Here is a 16,104-nt window from a genome sequence, read left to right as displayed (position 1 = left end):
TCGGTTTTGTTTATTATGACATATACACTTTTTCCTTCAAGTTACCTCTGTGTTGCCTGGCGAGTGGTTAACGTGAAGGGGATTGACGGCGCTTCCCCCGCATAACGTTGAGCAGGGCAAGCAGCAAAGCGTTTTTTCTCATTTTCAGATAAGACTGCTGAACGGCCTGTGATTTCTACGCTATAAACATGTGGAATTATCGACACAATGACCATTTGGTTGTGTAAATATTGCGGGGTTAAGACAACGGTTTCAGCGCGGTGTATCATATTCCCGTAAAGAGAGGGCATTGCGACGCCGGACATTTACCGCTACCTTAACCACACTCTATTAATGCCCTGAGGCGGAGCTTCGCCCCTTTGAAATACCTTGCTTCCGTTCATTCAACCCTAAAAGTTTCACGCTACCTGTTCAGAGCGTTGGCGCTCGTCATCTGGTGTCTGATTGCGTTCGCCTCCGTGTTCTACATTGTGAATGCGCTGCACCAGCGAGAGTCAGAGATCCATCAGGAGCTTAATCTCAGCTCCGATCAAGCCCAGCGCTACATTCAGCGCACATCTGATGTCATTAAAGAGCTTAAATATATTGCCGAGAATCGCTTAACGGCAGAAAACGGTGTGATGTCGCTGCGGGCGCGAGATGATAAAACCGTCGTGCCTAATTTTGAGCCGTTGTTTGCCGACTCAGACTGTTCTGTCATGGGCAACGCCTGGCGAGGTTCTCTGGAATCACTGGCATGGTTTATGCGCTACTGGCGCGACAACTTTTCCGCCGCCTATGATTTAAATCGAGTGTTCCTGATTGGCAGCGACAACCTCTGTATGGCCAATTTCGGCTTGCGTGATATGCCTGTCGAACGTGACGAGGCCCTGAAGGCGTTGCATGAGCGCATTATTAAGTATCGCAATGCTACGCAAGATGAAAACGGCAACAACCTGTTCTGGATCAGCCAGGGGCCACGTCCGGGAGTAGGGTATTTCTATGCGCTGACGCCGGTTTACCTCGCCAATCGCCTCCAGGCGCTGTTGGGCGTAGAGCAGCCTATTCGTATGGAGAATTTCTTCACGCCGGGCAGTTTACCGATGGGCGTGACCATCCTCGACGAAAATGGGCATGCGCTGATTTCGCTCACTGGCCCTGAAGGGAATATTAAGGCTGAGCCCCACTGGATGCAGGAACGCTCCTGGTTTGGTTACACGCCGGGTTTCCGCGAGCTGGTATTGAAGAAGAATCTGCCTCCGTCCTCCCTGAGCATCGTGTACTCCGTTCCGGTCGATCTGGTGCTGGAACGGATCCGCATGATGATCCTGAACGCTATCTTGTTGAACGCGCTGGTTGGCGCGGCATTGTTTATGCTCACGCGCATGTATGAACGGCGCATTTTTATTCCGGCGGAAAGTGATGCTCAGCGGCTGGAAGAACATGAGCAGTTTAACCGTAAAATCGTGGCTTCTGCGCCGGTGGGTATTTGTATTCTGCGCACGATGGATGGCATTAACATCCTGAGTAACGAACTGGCGCACACCTATCTGAACATGTTGACGCATGAAGACCGTCAGCGGCTAACGCAAATTATTTGCGGCCAACAGGTCAATTTTGTTGATGTGCTAACCAGCAACAATACCAATCTGCAAATCAGCTTTGTGCACTCGCGCTATCGCAATGAAAACGTGGCAATTTGTGTCCTGGTTGATGTCAGTGCGCGCGTTAAAATGGAAGAGTCGTTGCAGGAGATGGCGCAGGCGGCGGAACAGGCCAGCCAGTCCAAATCGATGTTCCTTGCGACGGTGAGCCATGAGCTACGTACACCGTTGTATGGCATTATCGGGAACCTTGATTTGTTGCAAACCAAAGAGTTACCGAGTGGGGTGGATCGTCTGGTAACGGCGATGAATAACTCTTCCAGCCTGCTGCTGAAAATTATCAGCGATATTCTCGACTTCTCAAAAATTGAATCTGAACAGTTGAAGATTGAGCCGCGAGAGTTTTCACCGCGTGAAGTCATGAACCATATTACGGCTAACTATTTGCCGCTGGTGGTCCGCAAGCAGTTGGGGTTGTACTGCTTTATCGACCCGGATGTGCCCGTGGCGTTGAATGGCGATCCGATGCGTTTACAACAGGTGATTTCTAATCTGCTGAGTAACGCAATCAAGTTTACCGATACCGGTTGTATTGTGCTGCACGTGCAGTGCAGCGGCGACTACCTGAGCATTCGAGTGCGTGATACCGGTGTAGGGATCCCTGCCAAAGAGGTGGTTCGGTTGTTCGATCCTTTCTTCCAGGTGGGGACTGGCGTACAGCGTAATTTCCAGGGAACGGGACTCGGTTTGGCGATTTGTGAAAAACTGATCAGCATGATGGATGGGGATATTTCCGTCGATTCCGAGCCGGGAATGGGGAGTCAGTTTACGCTGCGTATTCCGCTTTATGGCGCACAGTATCCGCTGAAAAAGGGTGTTGAAGGATTGGCAGGCACGCGTTGCTGGCTGGCAGTACGTAATGCGTCACTGTACCAATTTCTCGAATCCAGCCTGACGCGTAACGGGATGACGGTGCTGCGATATGAGGGACAACAGCCTGATGCGGATGACCTGCTGGTGGCCGACGATGTGCTGGAACAGGCCTGGCAGGGACGAGCAGCGGTAATTTTCTGCCGCCGCCATATTGGCATTCCGCTGGAAAGAGAGCCTGGAGAATGGGTACACAGCGTGGCGTCACCGCACGAACTGCCTGCGCTGTTGGCGCATATCTACAGTGTAGAGCTGGGGAGTGAAGATCTCTCCACGGCGCTGCCAGCCCCGGATAAAGCCGGTGCGACGAACGATGACATGATGATCCTGGTTGTTGACGATCACCCTATCAACCGGCGCTTACTGGCCGATCAGCTGGGATCGTTGGGATATCAGTGTAAAACGGCGAATGACGGTGTGGATGCGCTCAATGTACTCAGCAAAAACCATATCGATATCGTGCTGAGTGACGTCAACATGCCAAATATGGATGGTTATCGCCTGACGCAGCGTATCCGCCAGCTAGGGTTAACGCTGCCTGTTGTGGGGGTAACGGCAAACGCGCTGGCCGAAGAGAAGCAGCGTTGTCTGGAATCAGGTATGGATAGCTGTCTGTCCAAGCCGGTGACCTTAGACGTATTGAAGCAAACGCTGGCGGTCTATGCGGAAAGAGTGAGAAAAACGCGGGGATAGGGGAAAAGAGCCGGATGGCGGCGTTAGTCTTATCCGGCCTACGAAACGTGCACGATGCTGTTTATTCGTAGGCCTGATAAACGCAGCGCCATCAGGCATTTTGACGTGATAAAGAATTACTCTTTGTCTGACGGACTCAGCGTCACAGAGGAAAGGTAATTCAACAGTGCGATATCGTTTTCCACACCGAGCTTCATCATTGCCGATTTTTTCTGGCTGCTGATGGTTTTAATGCTGCGGTTGAGCTTTTTGGCGATCTCAGTAACAAGGAAACCTTCGGCAAACAAGCGTAGAACTTCACTCTCTTTCGGTGACAGACGTTTGTCGCCATAGCCGCTGGCGCTGATTTTCTCCAGCAGACGAGACACGCTTTCAGGGGTAAATTTCTTACCTTTCTGCAGCGCGGCCAGCGCTTTTGGCAGGTCGGTTGGCGCGCCTTGCTTCAGTACGATCCCTTCGATATCGAGATCCAGTACCGCGCTCAGGATAGCCGGATTGTTGTTCATGGTCAGAACGATAATCGACAGGCTTGGGAAATGACGCTTGATATATTTAATTAACGTGATCCCATCACCGTATTTATCTCCCGGCATGGAGAGGTCGGTAATCAACACATGCGCATCCAACTTAGGCAAATTGTTGATCAGTGCAGTGGAGTCTTCAAATTCGCCGACAACATTTACCCACTCGATTTGCTCAAGTGATTTACGAATACCGAACAGTACAATCGGGTGGTCATCGGCAATAATTACGTTCATAGTGTTCATGTATTGGGCTACCTTGCTACAGCAAGCTCTTGACGTAAACGTCAATGTCGCTGATGTATTTTTCTATACCTGGAGCATCTTTCTCTTGAATAAGATGTTCCAGCGCTTCACATAACTGCTTGCCGGGTACCAGATTAAGCATGGCAAACACGCCTTTCAGGCGATGGGCCGTTTGGGCTAATGCAGCGAAATCGCTGATAGCCGCCTCAGTATACAACCTCTTAACATCATCCGGTACTGTGTCTACAAAGAGTGCGTAGTAACCACTGGCATGAAGTTCGGCGTTTTCATCTCCGCCGAGGGGGAGTTCCTGGAACTCTTCTTGTGCCAGCTGCTCTTCAATCAGCTCAAGGACCGCTTCCTGCATAGCATTGCTCATATTAAAGTTGACGCGCAGTTGGCCTGGGCCAATTTTCCGTACGCCAGACTCATCATCGCTTAAAAGTAGGCCTGAGGCAGTAAGATTAGACGGATTATCCGTTAAAAAGAGATCATATTCTTGACTATTCAACCGTTCATCGGGCGTGATGCAGGTTGCCCCCCAGTTTTCCAGCTGACGTAATACAATGCTACGTACGTCATTTGAGGTGACATCAACCATTACGCAGACGTCATCCAACAGGCGCTCTTCACTATCAGCATGTTGATCGTGCAGCGGCATTTTAACATGGACGATGTAACGTGTTCCAAGTTCTTCCCGTGCTTTAATATTCAGGTGTCCGCCAAGTTTGCGGGCTAACTGATCGCACAGCCAGAACGTTAGCGGGTTGGCTTTGCCATACCGATCGCCCTGCGTGTCATTAATGAATGGGAAATGGAGATTATCAACTTCATTTAATGTGACGCCTTCCCCGGTATCCAGAATGCGGAAGGTCAGGCGTTCGGCCTCTGACTCATCCTGGTCGACTTCCAGCGTGATTTTACCAATCTGCGTGGTGGTTACCGCATATTGGATCAACAGCAGCAAAATACGACGCAAGGCATCGCGATCGCCACGGCGTTCGTCATGGGCGCTTAAGTGATTTTTAATCAGCAGCTGCAGCCCTTTACGCTTAATGGCCGGCAGAACCTCCGGAACCACGTCGTCAATTAATGCCTGCACGGAAAACAGTGTGGATTCACCTTTCCAGGCATCGTTCTCCAGCAGGTTGGCTAGCTGGATTTCGTCCACCATGCGCACCAGAACGTCGGCCTGATTGGCCAGTTTCTGGCTGTCTGGTGTATTGAGCGCGGCGGCATTAGCAGCCAGCGTTTTCGCGGGGGCTTTCAGCGCGCTGCCAATATTCTGCATAAAGGCCGCGCGGGCCTGCTGGTTTTTCTCATACAGCCGCTGTGCTTGTTTCAGTTTCTTATTGACCAGCACCTCGCGGTCCTGGTCACGAATGATAAAGATCTGCGTTCTCGGGGAGATCTGGCTGCGAAACAGTCTGATCTCATACAGTTCATTATTGATGGTGGCCTGAATCACTCCCTGATGCTGCTCTGCCATATTGGTAATGTTTTGCAGATTTAAATGCGGCAGCAGGTGGTCGGCAATTTTATTGCTGATAACCGTGCGGTTTGCTTCCTGATCGTGTACCAGTAATCCCAGCGGCAGAAGGGAAACAATCTCTTCATTAATTGCGCGCAGAACACGCAGTTCGTTATTTGCCGCAAGGTTTGGCGCCACTTCAGTCGAACGGGCAGGGAGGTGGCGAAAGGTGGTATAGCCAAACAGCGCCAGAGCCAGTAACGCAATGTTCAGCAAAAGCGGTAGCAGAATGCTTTGCAATGTGTCGAGCAGCAATGAGCCAAACGGAACCTGCCACACCAGCCGCATATCCGTTGAGTTTAGCGCCGAAGAGATCTCAATTTTACTGTTGTTGAAATTAATGCTGACGCTGTCAGGCGACTCTTTTTCATTCAGGTGCTCGGTCGTTGAGGTGGCATCAGGTTCCAGATGGAAACTGTCCAACGGCATCCCGGGAGGGATCAAGTCATTAATCGGCAGGTCAAAGGCGACAACCGTTGCCAGATGTCCTGGCTGATTAAAGGTCGTGCGTAGCGTGAAGTAATGCCCGTTTTGCCAGGCCAGACGGCGCAGTGAAGAGAAGCTTTCACGTTCATCCAGCGCATTAGCCTGTTGCAGCATCTCAGCGCGCCGGGAATCCACAATATTCCCAATCGTCGATTCTTTAAAACCAGAGGTCAGATCTTTCAGCGGTAACGTCGAGATTAGGATCAGGCTGTTGTCCTGACCATTCAGGTAATACATTGACCATGGGACATTCTCCGCGCCCCACAACGTGTCCAGATACGTTGAAATACGCTGGGTCATTTCCAGTGTAGAACTGTCATGCGAGCCGAAAATCAGCGCTTCAGTCTTTCTGCGGGGTTTCTCAAGATAATAGATATCTTGTTTCAGACGCGTTTCCTGTAGCCCATCTGCGCCTGGTGAACTGGTTGTAGCGGCAATATTGTCATAGATTTGCCAGGTCACGTATCGCCAGGTATCGACCCTTTTATGAATGGCATGGGTAATATCGACAATCTGATAACTCTTATCCTTTAGCCTGGTGTTGACGGCGCTCTGGACCATAACACCCATCATCACCAACAGCACAACGATCAGTAATAAGAAGAAACGGGTAATACTTCCTGGTAACAGGGAGAATCGGGTGGAAACCGTTGTGTCAGACTGACTCATTCGTGTTTATGACCTGTTAAACGACGCGAAAGATGAAGGGGCAGTATAAAGGGTAATGTATGAATTACCACACTTACACCGCGCGGCATAGCTTGCATTTTTTACGCCTCATTTTGTTGCAGCCATGACGGTGCAAAGGTGTACAGTGGATAAAGGCGGGTACAAATATTTGTACGGAAAGTATACATTTAGCATTAAATAACAAGAAATTATTTATCAAATTTATATCTGATCACAACGCTACGAGATAGTTAATAGTCGTTATAGTTTTGCATCGGTAGCACAGAAAGGTAAGTTTTGTGTAAAGAAGGGTAAAAAAAAACCGAACGCTGAGCATTCGGCTGAAATAGGGGTAAACAGACATTCATAAATGAATGACGGTAATAAATAAAGTTAATGATGATAGCGGGTCTATTTTAGTTGCGAGTGAAGATTTTGTTTTGTCATTCAGTGCTATAAGATTTTTTTGTGTAATACATTGATTTTAAAGAGTATTGAAATGATTCTTGATTATTTGTGCTTATTCCGACTGTTTTTTGATTTTAAAAAAGTTCCCTCGCATTAACATTTGGAAACATCTATGCCGATAAATGAAACACCTTAAAAGTTTTAGTATCATATTCGTGTTGGATTATTCTGTGTTTTTGCGGAGAATGAAGTTGCCGACTGGTTAATGACCTTAATCAGTATGCAGTGGCATAAAAAAGCAATAAAGGCATATAACAGAGGGTTAATAACATGAAAGTTAAAGTACTGTCCCTCCTGGTACCAGCACTGCTGGTAGCAGGCGCAGCGAATGCGGCTGAAATTTATAACAAAGACGGCAACAAATTAGATCTGTACGGTAAAGTCGATGGTCTGCACTATTTCTCCGACAACAAAGGTGATGATGGTGACAAGACTTACATGCGTATCGGCTTCAAAGGCGAAACTCAGGTTAACGACCAACTGACCGGTTACGGCCAGTGGGAATACCAGATTCAGGGTAATGCGGCTGAAAGTGAAAACAACGCCTGGACCCGTGTAGCGTTTGCGGGTCTGAAATTCGCTGACGTAGGTTCTTTCGACTACGGTCGTAACTACGGCGTAGTTTACGACGTAACGTCCTGGACCGACGTCCTGCCGGAATTCGGCGGCGATACTTACGGTGCTGACAACTTCATGCAGCAGCGTGGTAACGGCTTCGCGACCTACCGTAACACCGACTTCTTCGGTTTGGTTGATGGCCTGAACTTTGCCATTCAGTATCAGGGTAAAAACGGTAGCGTAAGCGGCGAAGACGAAAACGGCAGAACGTTCACTGGCGTGACCAACAACGGTCGTGACGCGCTGCGTCAAAACGGCGACGGCGTTGGCGGATCTATCACTTATGATATCGGTGAAGGCTTCGCACTGGGTACTGCTGTCACCAGCTCCAAACGTACTGACGAGCAGAACCGTTTGAACTTCGGTACTGGCGACCGTGCTGAAACCTACACTGGTGGTCTGAAATACGACGCGAACAACGTGTACCTGGCAGCACAGTACACCCAGACCTACAACGCAACGCGTGCGGGCTCTCTGGGCTGGGCTAACAAAGCACAGAACTTCGAAGCTGTTGCGCAGTACCAGTTCGACTTCGGTCTGCGTCCGTCCGTGGCTTACCTGCAGTCCAAAGGTAAAGACCTGGGCCGCGGCTATGGCGACGAAGATATCCTGAAATATGTTGATGTTGGCGCGACCTACTACTTCAACAAAAACATGTCCACCTATGTTGATTACAAAATCAACCTGCTGGATGACAACCAGTTCACTCGTGATGCTGGCATCAGCACCGATGACATCGTAGCACTGGGCCTGGTTTACCAGTTCTAATCTACATTATGTCTATCAAAGGCCCTGCGGGGCCTTTTTTAATGCCGTTTTTTCGCCGTACAAACAACGATTTTTGGTGTACTCTTGCGCCCGTTCGCATGAGGATAATTACGTATGGAAATGAATTTTTATCGCGCAGCACTGCTGGCTGTGACGATCTTTTTTGTCGGGTGCGATGAGGCCCCGAAACCTGCTCAGACCACAACACCTGCCATCGTTCTGGAAGGTAAAACGATGGGCACTTTCTGGCGGGTCAGTGCGGTAGGCGTAGATGCCAAACGCGCCAGGGAACTGCAGGCCAAGATCCAGACTCAGCTTGATGCCGATGATCAACTGCTCTCCACCTATAAAAACGATTCTGCGTTAATGCGCTTTAACCTGTCGAAAAGTCTGTCGCCGTGGCCGGTTAACGACGCCATGGCGGATATCGTGACTTCGGCGCTACGCATTGGTGCAAAAACCGATGGGGCCATGGATATCACCGTGGGGCCGTTAGTCAACCTGTGGGGATTTGGCCCGGATCAGCAGCCGTTGCATATTCCCACCCAAGGGCAAATTGACGCTGCAAAAGCGCAAACAGGGCTTTCTCATCTGAAAGTCGTGAATGAAGCGCATCAGAACTACCTGCAAAAAGACTTGCCGGATCTGTATGTGGATCTCTCTACCGTTGGTGAAGGGTACGCCGCCGATCATCTGGCTCGATTGATGGAGCAAGAAGGGATCGCCCGTTATCTGGTTTCCGTTGGTGGTGCACTGAACAGCAGAGGAATGAATGCTGAAGGGCATCCGTGGCGAGTGGCGATCCAGAAACCGACCGATCGCGAAAACGCTGTGCAGGCGATTGTCGACATTAACGGGCACGGCATTAGCACCTCCGGCAGCTACCGGAACTATTATGAGCTGGACGGTAAGCGCCTTTCCCATGTTATCGACCCGCAAACCGGTCGCCCGATCGAACATAATTTGGTGTCCGTAACGGTGATTGCGCCAACGGCGCTGGAGGCCGATGGCTGGGATACCGGATTGATGGTGCTCGGCCCGGAAAAGGCCAAAGAAGTCGTGCGTCGTGAAGGGTTGGCGGTCTATATGATTGTGAAAGAGGGCGAGGGGTTTAAAACCTGGATGTCGCCGCAGTTTAATAGCTTTCTGGTCAGCGAAAAAAATTAAAAAGCAAGATTGCGGGTTTTTATGCCCGACGATGGGGACACACTGAGGCTAAGCGCTATGCTTAACAAAGGAGTCCGAAATGAAAAATCGTTTACGCATCACTGACGATGACCGTTGGCAGTCCGTTGTGGATCGCGACGTTAACGCCGACGGTCAGTTTGTTTTTGCCGTCCAGACTACCGGTATTTTCTGCCGTCCGTCCTGTCGGGCAAAACATGCGCTGCGCAAAAATGTCCGTTTTTTCGCCGATGCCCAGCAGGCACAGGATGCCGGGTTTCGCCCCTGTAAGCGCTGCCAGCCGGATAAAGACAGCGCGCAACAGCATCGGCTGGATAAAATTGCCCGCGCCTGTCAGTTGTTGGAGCAAGAGTCACCTCTTACGTTGGACGAGCTGGCACAGCAGGTGGCAATGAGCCCGTATCACTTGCATCGTCTGTTCAAAGCCACGACGGGCATGACCCCGAAAGTGTGGCAACAATCATGGCGTGCTCGCCGTCTGCGCGATGCCCTGGCGAAAGGTGTTCCGGTTACACAGGCGATTCTCAACGCCGGATTCCCCGACAGCAGCAGCTACTACCGCAAAGCCGATCAAGCATTAGGCATGACGGCAAAGCAATTTCGTAAAGGTGGCGATAACGTATCTGTACGCTATACCCTCGCAGATTGCGCTCTGGGTCGCTGTCTGGTGGCGGAAAGCGAGCGGGGTATCTGCGCGATCTTGCTTGGCGATGATGACGCTACGTTGGTTGCGGATCTTCATGCGCTGTTTCCCACCGCGCAGGATGTACCTGCAGATGCCGATTTTCAGCAGCGCGTGCGCGAAGTGATCGTCGCGATCAACTCGCGTGACGCGTCGCTATCGCTACCCCTGGATATTCGGGGAACGGCCTTTCAGCAGCAGGTGTGGCAGGCTCTGTGCGCAATTCCGTGCGGTGAAACAGTGAGTTACCAACAGTTGGCCAGCGCCATCGGCAAACCGAAGGCGGTGCGCGCGGTGGCCAGTGCCTGTGGGGCCAACAAACTGGCGATTGTTATCCCGTGTCACCGGGTGATCCGTGGCGATGGCGCACTTTCGGGCTACCGATGGGGTATTGCGCGCAAGGCGCAGTTACTGCAACGGGAAACTACTGGCGAGGAAACATAATGCTCGATCTCTTTGCGGATGCTAAACCCTGGCAGGAACCGCTGGCGTCAGGTGCGGTTATTCTGCGACGTTTCGCTTTTGACTCCGCGCCCACTTTACTTCAGGCAATAGCGGCTGTCGCCAGACAGTCGCCGTTTCGCCAGATGGTGACGCCCGGCGGCTATACAATGTCGGTGGCGATGACCAACTGCGGCCATCTGGGCTGGACGACGGATCAGCATGGCTATCTTTATTCTCCGTTTGATCCACTCACCGGCACGCACTGGCCGCCGCTGCCGGATACGTTCGCTGATCTGTGCCAACAGGCGGCGACGGCGGCGGGCTATGCTGATTTTCAACCCGATGCCTGCCTGATTAACCGCTACACGCCAGGGGCAAAACTGTCCTTACATCAGGATAAAGACGAGCCCGACCTGCGGGCGCCGATTGTCTCTGTATCGCTGGGGCTACCAGCCATCTTTCAATTTGGCGGATTGCGCCGTAATGACCCTTTAAAGCGTTTGCTGCTGGAACATGGCGATGTCGTGGTATGGGGCGGTAATTCGCGGCTGTTTTATCATGGGATCCAGCCGCTTAAAACAGGGTATCACCCATTAACCGGAGACTGTCGTTACAACCTGACGTTTCGTCTGGCGGGTAAAAAAGAATAAAAATAAGAATTATTATTGCTGTCGACGAAGAGATGTTTAAACTGCGGGCTGTTATTACTTGTCCGGGTTGTTTGCATGGAACTTTTACTTCTTGTCTGGCGGCAGTATCGCTGGCCATTTATCAGCGTGATGGCGCTCAGCCTCGCCAGCGCCGCGTTGGGGATTGGGCTGATTGCGTTTATCAACCAGCGCTTGATCGAAACGGTCGACACCACGCTGATGGTGCTACCGGAGTTTCTTGGCCTGCTGCTGTTGTTGATGGTTGTCACCCTCGGTTCTCAGCTGGCGTTGACCACGCTGGGTCACCACTTTGTCTACCGCCTGCGTAGCGAATTTATCAAACGAATTCTGGATACTCACGTTGAGCGTATTGAACAGCTTGGCAGCGCCTCGTTGCTGGCCGGTTTAACCAGTGATATCCGCAACATCACCATCGCCTTTGTTCGTCTGCCTGAGCTGGTGCAGGGGATTATCCTGACCATAGGATCGGCGGCGTATCTGGCGATGCTGTCGACCAAAATGCTACTGGTAACGGCAATCTGGATGGCAATCACCATCTGGGGCGGATTTGTGCTGGTGGCGCGGGTGTATAAACACATGGCCACCTTGCGCGAAACTGAAGACAAGTTGTACAACGATTATCAGACTGTGCTGGAAGGGCGCAAAGAGCTGACGCTTAACCGCGAGCGCGCCGAGCATATCTTTAATCAGATGTACGTCCCGGATGCCAAAGAGTATCGCCACCATATTATCCGTGCCGATACCTTCCACCTGAGCGCGGTTAACTGGTCGAACATTATGATGCTGGGTGCCATTGGCCTGGTGTTCTGGATGGCTAACAGTCTGGGATGGGCTGATACCGCCGTGGCAGCGACCTATTCTCTGACGCTGTTATTCCTGCGAACACCGTTGCTTTCTGCCGTTGGCGCGCTGCCGACGCTGCTTACCGCGCAGGTGGCGTTCAACAAGCTGAATAAATTCGCACTGGCACCTTTTAAGGCCGAATTCCCACGCCCAACCGCGTTTCCCAACTGGCAAACGCTGGAGCTGCGCAACGTGGTTTTCCACTATCAGGATAATGCGTTTTCCGTAGGGCCGGTGAATCTGACGATTCATCGCGGTGAACTGATCTTTCTGATTGGCGGTAACGGTAGCGGGAAATCTACGCTGGCGATGTTACTGACCGGTCTGTACCAGCCGCAGTCAGGCGAAATATTGCTTGATGGTAAGGCCGTTGCCGTTGAAAAACCGGAAGACTACCGCAAGCTCTTCTCCGCCGTGTTTACCGACGTCTGGCTGTTCGACAAACTGCTGGGGCCGGAAGGTAAAGAGGCTAATCCGCAGCTGGTCGCGAAGTGGCTGGAACATCTGAAGATGGGTCATAAGCTGGAGCTGAGCGATGGTCGTATCCTCAATCTGAAGCTGTCGAAAGGGCAGAAGAAACGCGTGGCGCTGCTGCTGGCCCTGGCGGAGGAGCGCGACATCATTCTGCTGGACGAATGGGCCGCCGATCAGGATCCCCATTTCCGCCGGGAGTTCTATCAGGTGCTATTGCCTTTGATGCAGGAAATGGGGAAAACCATTTTCGCCATCAGCCACGACGATCACTATTTTATTCACGCCGATCGTCTACTGGAAATGCGTAACGGACAGTTGAGTGAACTGTTGGGCGATGAACGTGACGCCGCCTCGCGCGACGCGGTGGCTCGCACAGCCTGATCCTTCGTGCCGCCGGTTTTTTAGCCACCCGGCGGCACTGTTTATTGTTATTTACATAAATCGGCATCATGATTAATGATATTTCATATCATGGATTTATGATTAATGTCCGTAATAAACAAAAACAGCGCCAGACTGCGTGATGAAGAGCGTGCGCGCCTCATCTGGCTGCTGACCACTGATAAAGCCATTATTTCAACGCTGTTGGGCAAGCTTACCCTGGCTGAGCAATATGACGTCGGTACGTTAGCCGACGATATTGCTGAGGTAGGGGCGCTGGTGGCCCACCTGCCACCGCCTGACCTGGCCGATACCCTCGAAGCTTTGCCCTCTGAAGAGCGCCACGCCCTGTGGCGACTGGTCGAAAATGAAAAGCGCGGTAACGTCTTGCTTGAGGCGTCTGAAAACGTCTGGGACGACCTGATCGATGAGATGAGCGACCGCGAGCTGCTGGATGCGCTGCAATATCTCGATATCGATGAACAGATTTACCTGGTGCAGCATTTGCCTCGTAACCTTACCGGTCGTCTGCTGGCGACGTTACCGGCAGAGGAGAGGACGCGCGTCCGCCAGGTGCTGCACTACGAGAAAAATAGCGTCGGCGCGATCATGGAGTTCGAGGTCATCACTGTGCGTCCGGACGTGACGCTGGAAGTGGTGCAACGCTATCTGCGGCGGCTGGGGAAAATGCCGGAGAACACCGATAAACTTTTCGTGACCGATCGCAATAAAATGCTGGTTGGCGAACTGACGCTAACCTGCATTTTACTCAATGATGTGCAGCGAAAAGTCAGCGAGGTGATGGAAGATGACCCGCTCACCTTTTCTCCTGAAGATATCGCCGAAAACGCTGCGCGTACCTTCGAACGCGACAACCTGGTCAGCGCCGCGGTGGTTGACCCTTCCGGTAAACTGATGGGCCGTTTAACCATCGATGAGATCGTCGACGTTGTCTATGAAGAAACCGACACCGATCTGCGTCGAATGGGGGGCTTAAGCGCCGAAGAGGACGTGTTTGCGCCTGTTACCAAAGCGGTAAAAACCCGCTGGGCGTGGTTGGCCGTTAACCTCTGTACCGCCTTTATCGCCTCGCGGGTGATCGACGGCTTTGAACATACGATTTCGCAACTAGTGGCGCTGGCCTCGTTGATGCCGATTGTGGCGGGTATCGGCGGCAATACCGGGAATCAAACTATCACTATGATCGTCCGCGCGCTGGCGCTGCAAAATATTCAGCCGGGGAACCTGACGTTTCTCATCCTGCGCGAGATGGGCGTGGCGCTAATCAACGGCCTCGTGTGGGGCGGGATTATGGGTGGCATTACCTGGTGGCTGTACGATGATATGGCGCTCGGTGGTGTGATGACTCTGGCGATGATGCTCAATCTGCTGATGGCGGCGTTGATGGGGGTTATCATTCCGATGACGATGGTGAAGCTCGGGCGCGACCCGGCGGTCGGCTCGAGCGTCATGATAACCGCTATCACTGATACTGGTGGTTTCTTTATTTTTCTCGGTCTGGCAACGCTGTTTCTGATGTAGTCGCCCGTTTGCGTCTGACGATACGCGGTAGAATGAGCATCGCCATCACCCCGGCAACCACACCAATCGCCAGGTTGCCGGTAGAAACCGTGGCAGCGACGGTCACCAGCATCACCAGCGTTTCAGTGACGGGCAGTTTCGTCAGCGTGGCGGGCTGGATGCTGTGCCAACTGAAGGTTTTTACCGCCACAATCACCATAATACCTGCCAGCACCGACATGGGTATTTCTGCCATCACTTCGCTTAACCCTGTGACTAACAGGAGTAATACCAGTCCGGCGGCAACCGTCGAGACGCGGCTGCGTCCTTTGCCCATCTCGACGTTAACGATGGTTTGACCAATCATCGCGCACCCGGCGATGCCGCCATAAAATCCGGCCAGAATATTGGCAATCCCCAGTCCGGTGCTTTCGCGATTTTTATTCGACGGCGTCACCGTCAGGTCATCCACCAGACGGGCGGTTAACAACGACTCCATCAAACCAACAAAAGCGATGCTCAGCGCGCAGGGCCAGATAATCGCCAGCGTGTGCAGGTTGAGCGGTACGAGTAACTGCGTTAATCCTGGCAGACCGCCGCTCATTGAACCTTCATCACCGACGGTCGGTAACAGTTGCCCGCTGGTGACAGTGAACACGGTTAGCAGCACGATGGCGATAAGCGGTGCGGGAATTGCTTTAATAAACCGCGGAACCCACAGCACAATCAGCAGCGTCAGGACAAACAGCCCCCAGATGAGCGGGCTTTTGCCCCAGAAATGCGGGACCTGGGCAAAGAAAATCAATATACCCAGCGCGTTAACAAAGCCGGTCATCACGGCCGTAGGGATGAATCGCATCAGACGTGCCATTCCCAATACACCAAACAGGATCTGAATCATCCCGGCCAGCACCACTGCAGGAAGGATATATTGCACGCCGTGTTGATGCACCATCGGACCAATCACCAGCGCGACCGATCCTGCAGCGGCGGTAACCATTGCGGGACGACCGCCTAAAAAAGACATCGCCAGGCACAGTACGACGGAGGCGATCAGACTGACTTTAGGATCAACGCCTGCGATCACGGAAAACGAGATTACTTCCGGGATCAGCGCCAGGGCGGTTACCACACCGGCCAGCGTTTCGCGCACCAGCAGACGGGGTTGGCGGAGCACGGCACGGGTCGTGTGTTCCGAGACTGTGGCAGAAGAATGTTGAGTTGCAGACATAGTTACACTCAGGTCAAAAATGGCCTGATACAGCAGACCGACAGGCATCCGTGCGGTGAATAGCAAAGCGCAGCATAGTACCCGTCAGATGGACCGGTTTCCAGAAATGATTGTCAATAACCGCATAAGCTATCAACGTATTAATAACATTTTTAAAAA

Annotated in this window: 11 protein-coding genes; 7 read left to right on the top strand and 4 right to left on the bottom strand. The window is 52.0% G+C overall.

Annotated elements, in window-relative coordinates; translation table 11 throughout:
• Window positions 1–41: 41 nt before the first annotated feature.
• A complete protein-coding gene (locus OGY13_RS18810; protein ID WP_081365299.1) occupies window positions 42–305 on the bottom strand; it encodes a hypothetical protein in 264 nt (87 codons plus the stop codon).
• 54 nt (window positions 306–359) lie between these two features.
• Here OGY13_RS18810 and rcsC point away from each other — a divergent pair, with 54 nt between their 5' ends.
• Window positions 360–3,206: a two-component system sensor histidine kinase RcsC gene (gene rcsC, locus OGY13_RS18805; protein WP_213753086.1), complete on the top strand. Its 2,847-nt coding sequence runs from the start codon at window positions 360–362 to the stop codon at window positions 3,204–3,206.
• Window positions 3,207–3,322: 116 nt separating this feature from the next.
• On the opposite strand, the gene rcsB is transcribed toward rcsC, so the two are convergent.
• Both rcsB and rcsD read right to left on the bottom strand, forming a co-directional pair.
• Complete coding sequence (rcsB, locus tag OGY13_RS18800) at window positions 3,323–3,973, bottom strand: response regulator transcription factor RcsB (protein ID WP_003027592.1); 651 nt, start codon at window positions 3,971–3,973, stop codon at window positions 3,323–3,325.
• Between the two features lie 16 nt (window positions 3,974–3,989).
• Complete coding sequence (gene rcsD, locus OGY13_RS18795) at window positions 3,990–6,659, bottom strand: phosphotransferase RcsD (RefSeq protein ID WP_213753085.1); 2,670 nt, start codon at window positions 6,657–6,659, stop codon at window positions 3,990–3,992.
• 738 nt (window positions 6,660–7,397) lie between these two features.
• Between rcsD and OGY13_RS18790 the strand changes: the two genes are divergently transcribed.
• The 6 genes from OGY13_RS18790 (at window position 7,398) to mgtE (ending at window position 14,735) form a co-directional block, all read left to right on the top strand.
• Window positions 7,398–8,513 (top strand): porin OmpC, encoded by a 1,116-nt coding sequence (locus tag OGY13_RS18790; RefSeq protein WP_048215883.1) that lies wholly within the window; start codon window positions 7,398–7,400, stop codon window positions 8,511–8,513.
• Between the two features lie 114 nt (window positions 8,514–8,627).
• On the top strand, window positions 8,628–9,680 hold the full coding sequence (gene apbE, locus OGY13_RS18785) for an FAD:protein FMN transferase ApbE (protein ID WP_048224669.1): 1,053 nt from the start codon (window positions 8,628–8,630) through the stop codon (window positions 9,678–9,680).
• 79 nt (window positions 9,681–9,759) lie between these two features.
• On the top strand, window positions 9,760–10,824 hold the full coding sequence (ada, locus tag OGY13_RS18780; protein ID WP_213753084.1) for a bifunctional DNA-binding transcriptional regulator/O6-methylguanine-DNA methyltransferase Ada: 1,065 nt from the start codon (window positions 9,760–9,762) through the stop codon (window positions 10,822–10,824).
• Entirely contained in the window at window positions 10,824–11,474 is a 651-nt protein-coding gene (gene alkB, locus OGY13_RS18775; RefSeq protein WP_213753083.1) for a DNA oxidative demethylase AlkB, read from the top strand. Before ada ends, alkB begins: the two co-directional genes overlap by 1 nt.
• A gap of 75 nt (window positions 11,475–11,549) precedes the next feature.
• Window positions 11,550–13,193 carry a multidrug ABC transporter permease/ATP-binding protein gene (locus OGY13_RS18770; protein ID WP_003834645.1) on the top strand — a complete coding sequence of 548 codons (1,644 nt, stop codon included), beginning with the start codon at window positions 11,550–11,552 and terminating at the stop codon, window positions 13,191–13,193.
• A 105-nt stretch (window positions 13,194–13,298) separates the two neighbouring features.
• Entirely contained in the window at window positions 13,299–14,735 is a 1,437-nt protein-coding gene (gene mgtE, locus OGY13_RS18765; protein WP_071444658.1) for a magnesium transporter, read from the top strand.
• Here mgtE and OGY13_RS18760 read toward each other — a convergent pair.
• Complete coding sequence (locus OGY13_RS18760; RefSeq protein ID WP_213753082.1) at window positions 14,698–15,945, bottom strand: SulP family inorganic anion transporter; 1,248 nt, start codon at window positions 15,943–15,945, stop codon at window positions 14,698–14,700. The genes mgtE and OGY13_RS18760 overlap by 38 nt on opposite strands.
• Window positions 15,946–16,104 lie beyond the last annotated feature (159 nt).

This window comes from Citrobacter sp. Cpo045 (assembly GCF_030332875.1).
Taxonomy (GTDB): Bacteria; Pseudomonadota; Gammaproteobacteria; order Enterobacterales; family Enterobacteriaceae; genus Citrobacter; species Citrobacter portucalensis.
This window is presented reverse-complemented; position numbering and strand designations above follow the sequence as displayed.

Excerpts from the sequence above, each read along its gene's own strand:
- OGY13_RS18790 (WP_048215883.1), top strand. The coding sequence starts at position 7,398 with ATGAAAGTTAAAGTACTGTCCCTCCTGGTACCAGCACTGCTGGTAGCA.
- mgtE (WP_071444658.1), top strand. The coding sequence starts at position 13,299 with ATGTCCGTAATAAACAAAAACAGCGCCAGACTGCGTGATGAAGAGCGT.
- OGY13_RS18760 (WP_213753082.1), bottom strand. The coding sequence starts at position 15,945 with ATGTCTGCAACTCAACATTCTTCTGCCACAGTCTCGGAACACACGACC.
- alkB (WP_213753083.1), top strand. The coding sequence starts at position 10,824 with ATGCTCGATCTCTTTGCGGATGCTAAACCCTGGCAGGAACCGCTGGCG.
- OGY13_RS18810 (WP_081365299.1), bottom strand. The coding sequence starts at position 305 with ATGTCCGGCGTCGCAATGCCCTCTCTTTACGGGAATATGATACACCGC.
- apbE (WP_048224669.1), top strand. The coding sequence starts at position 8,628 with ATGGAAATGAATTTTTATCGCGCAGCACTGCTGGCTGTGACGATCTTT.
- OGY13_RS18770 (WP_003834645.1), top strand. The coding sequence starts at position 11,550 with ATGGAACTTTTACTTCTTGTCTGGCGGCAGTATCGCTGGCCATTTATC.
- rcsB (WP_003027592.1), bottom strand. The coding sequence starts at position 3,973 with ATGAACACTATGAACGTAATTATTGCCGATGACCACCCGATTGTACTG.
- rcsD (WP_213753085.1), bottom strand. The coding sequence starts at position 6,659 with ATGAGTCAGTCTGACACAACGGTTTCCACCCGATTCTCCCTGTTACCA.
- ada (WP_213753084.1), top strand. The coding sequence starts at position 9,760 with ATGAAAAATCGTTTACGCATCACTGACGATGACCGTTGGCAGTCCGTT.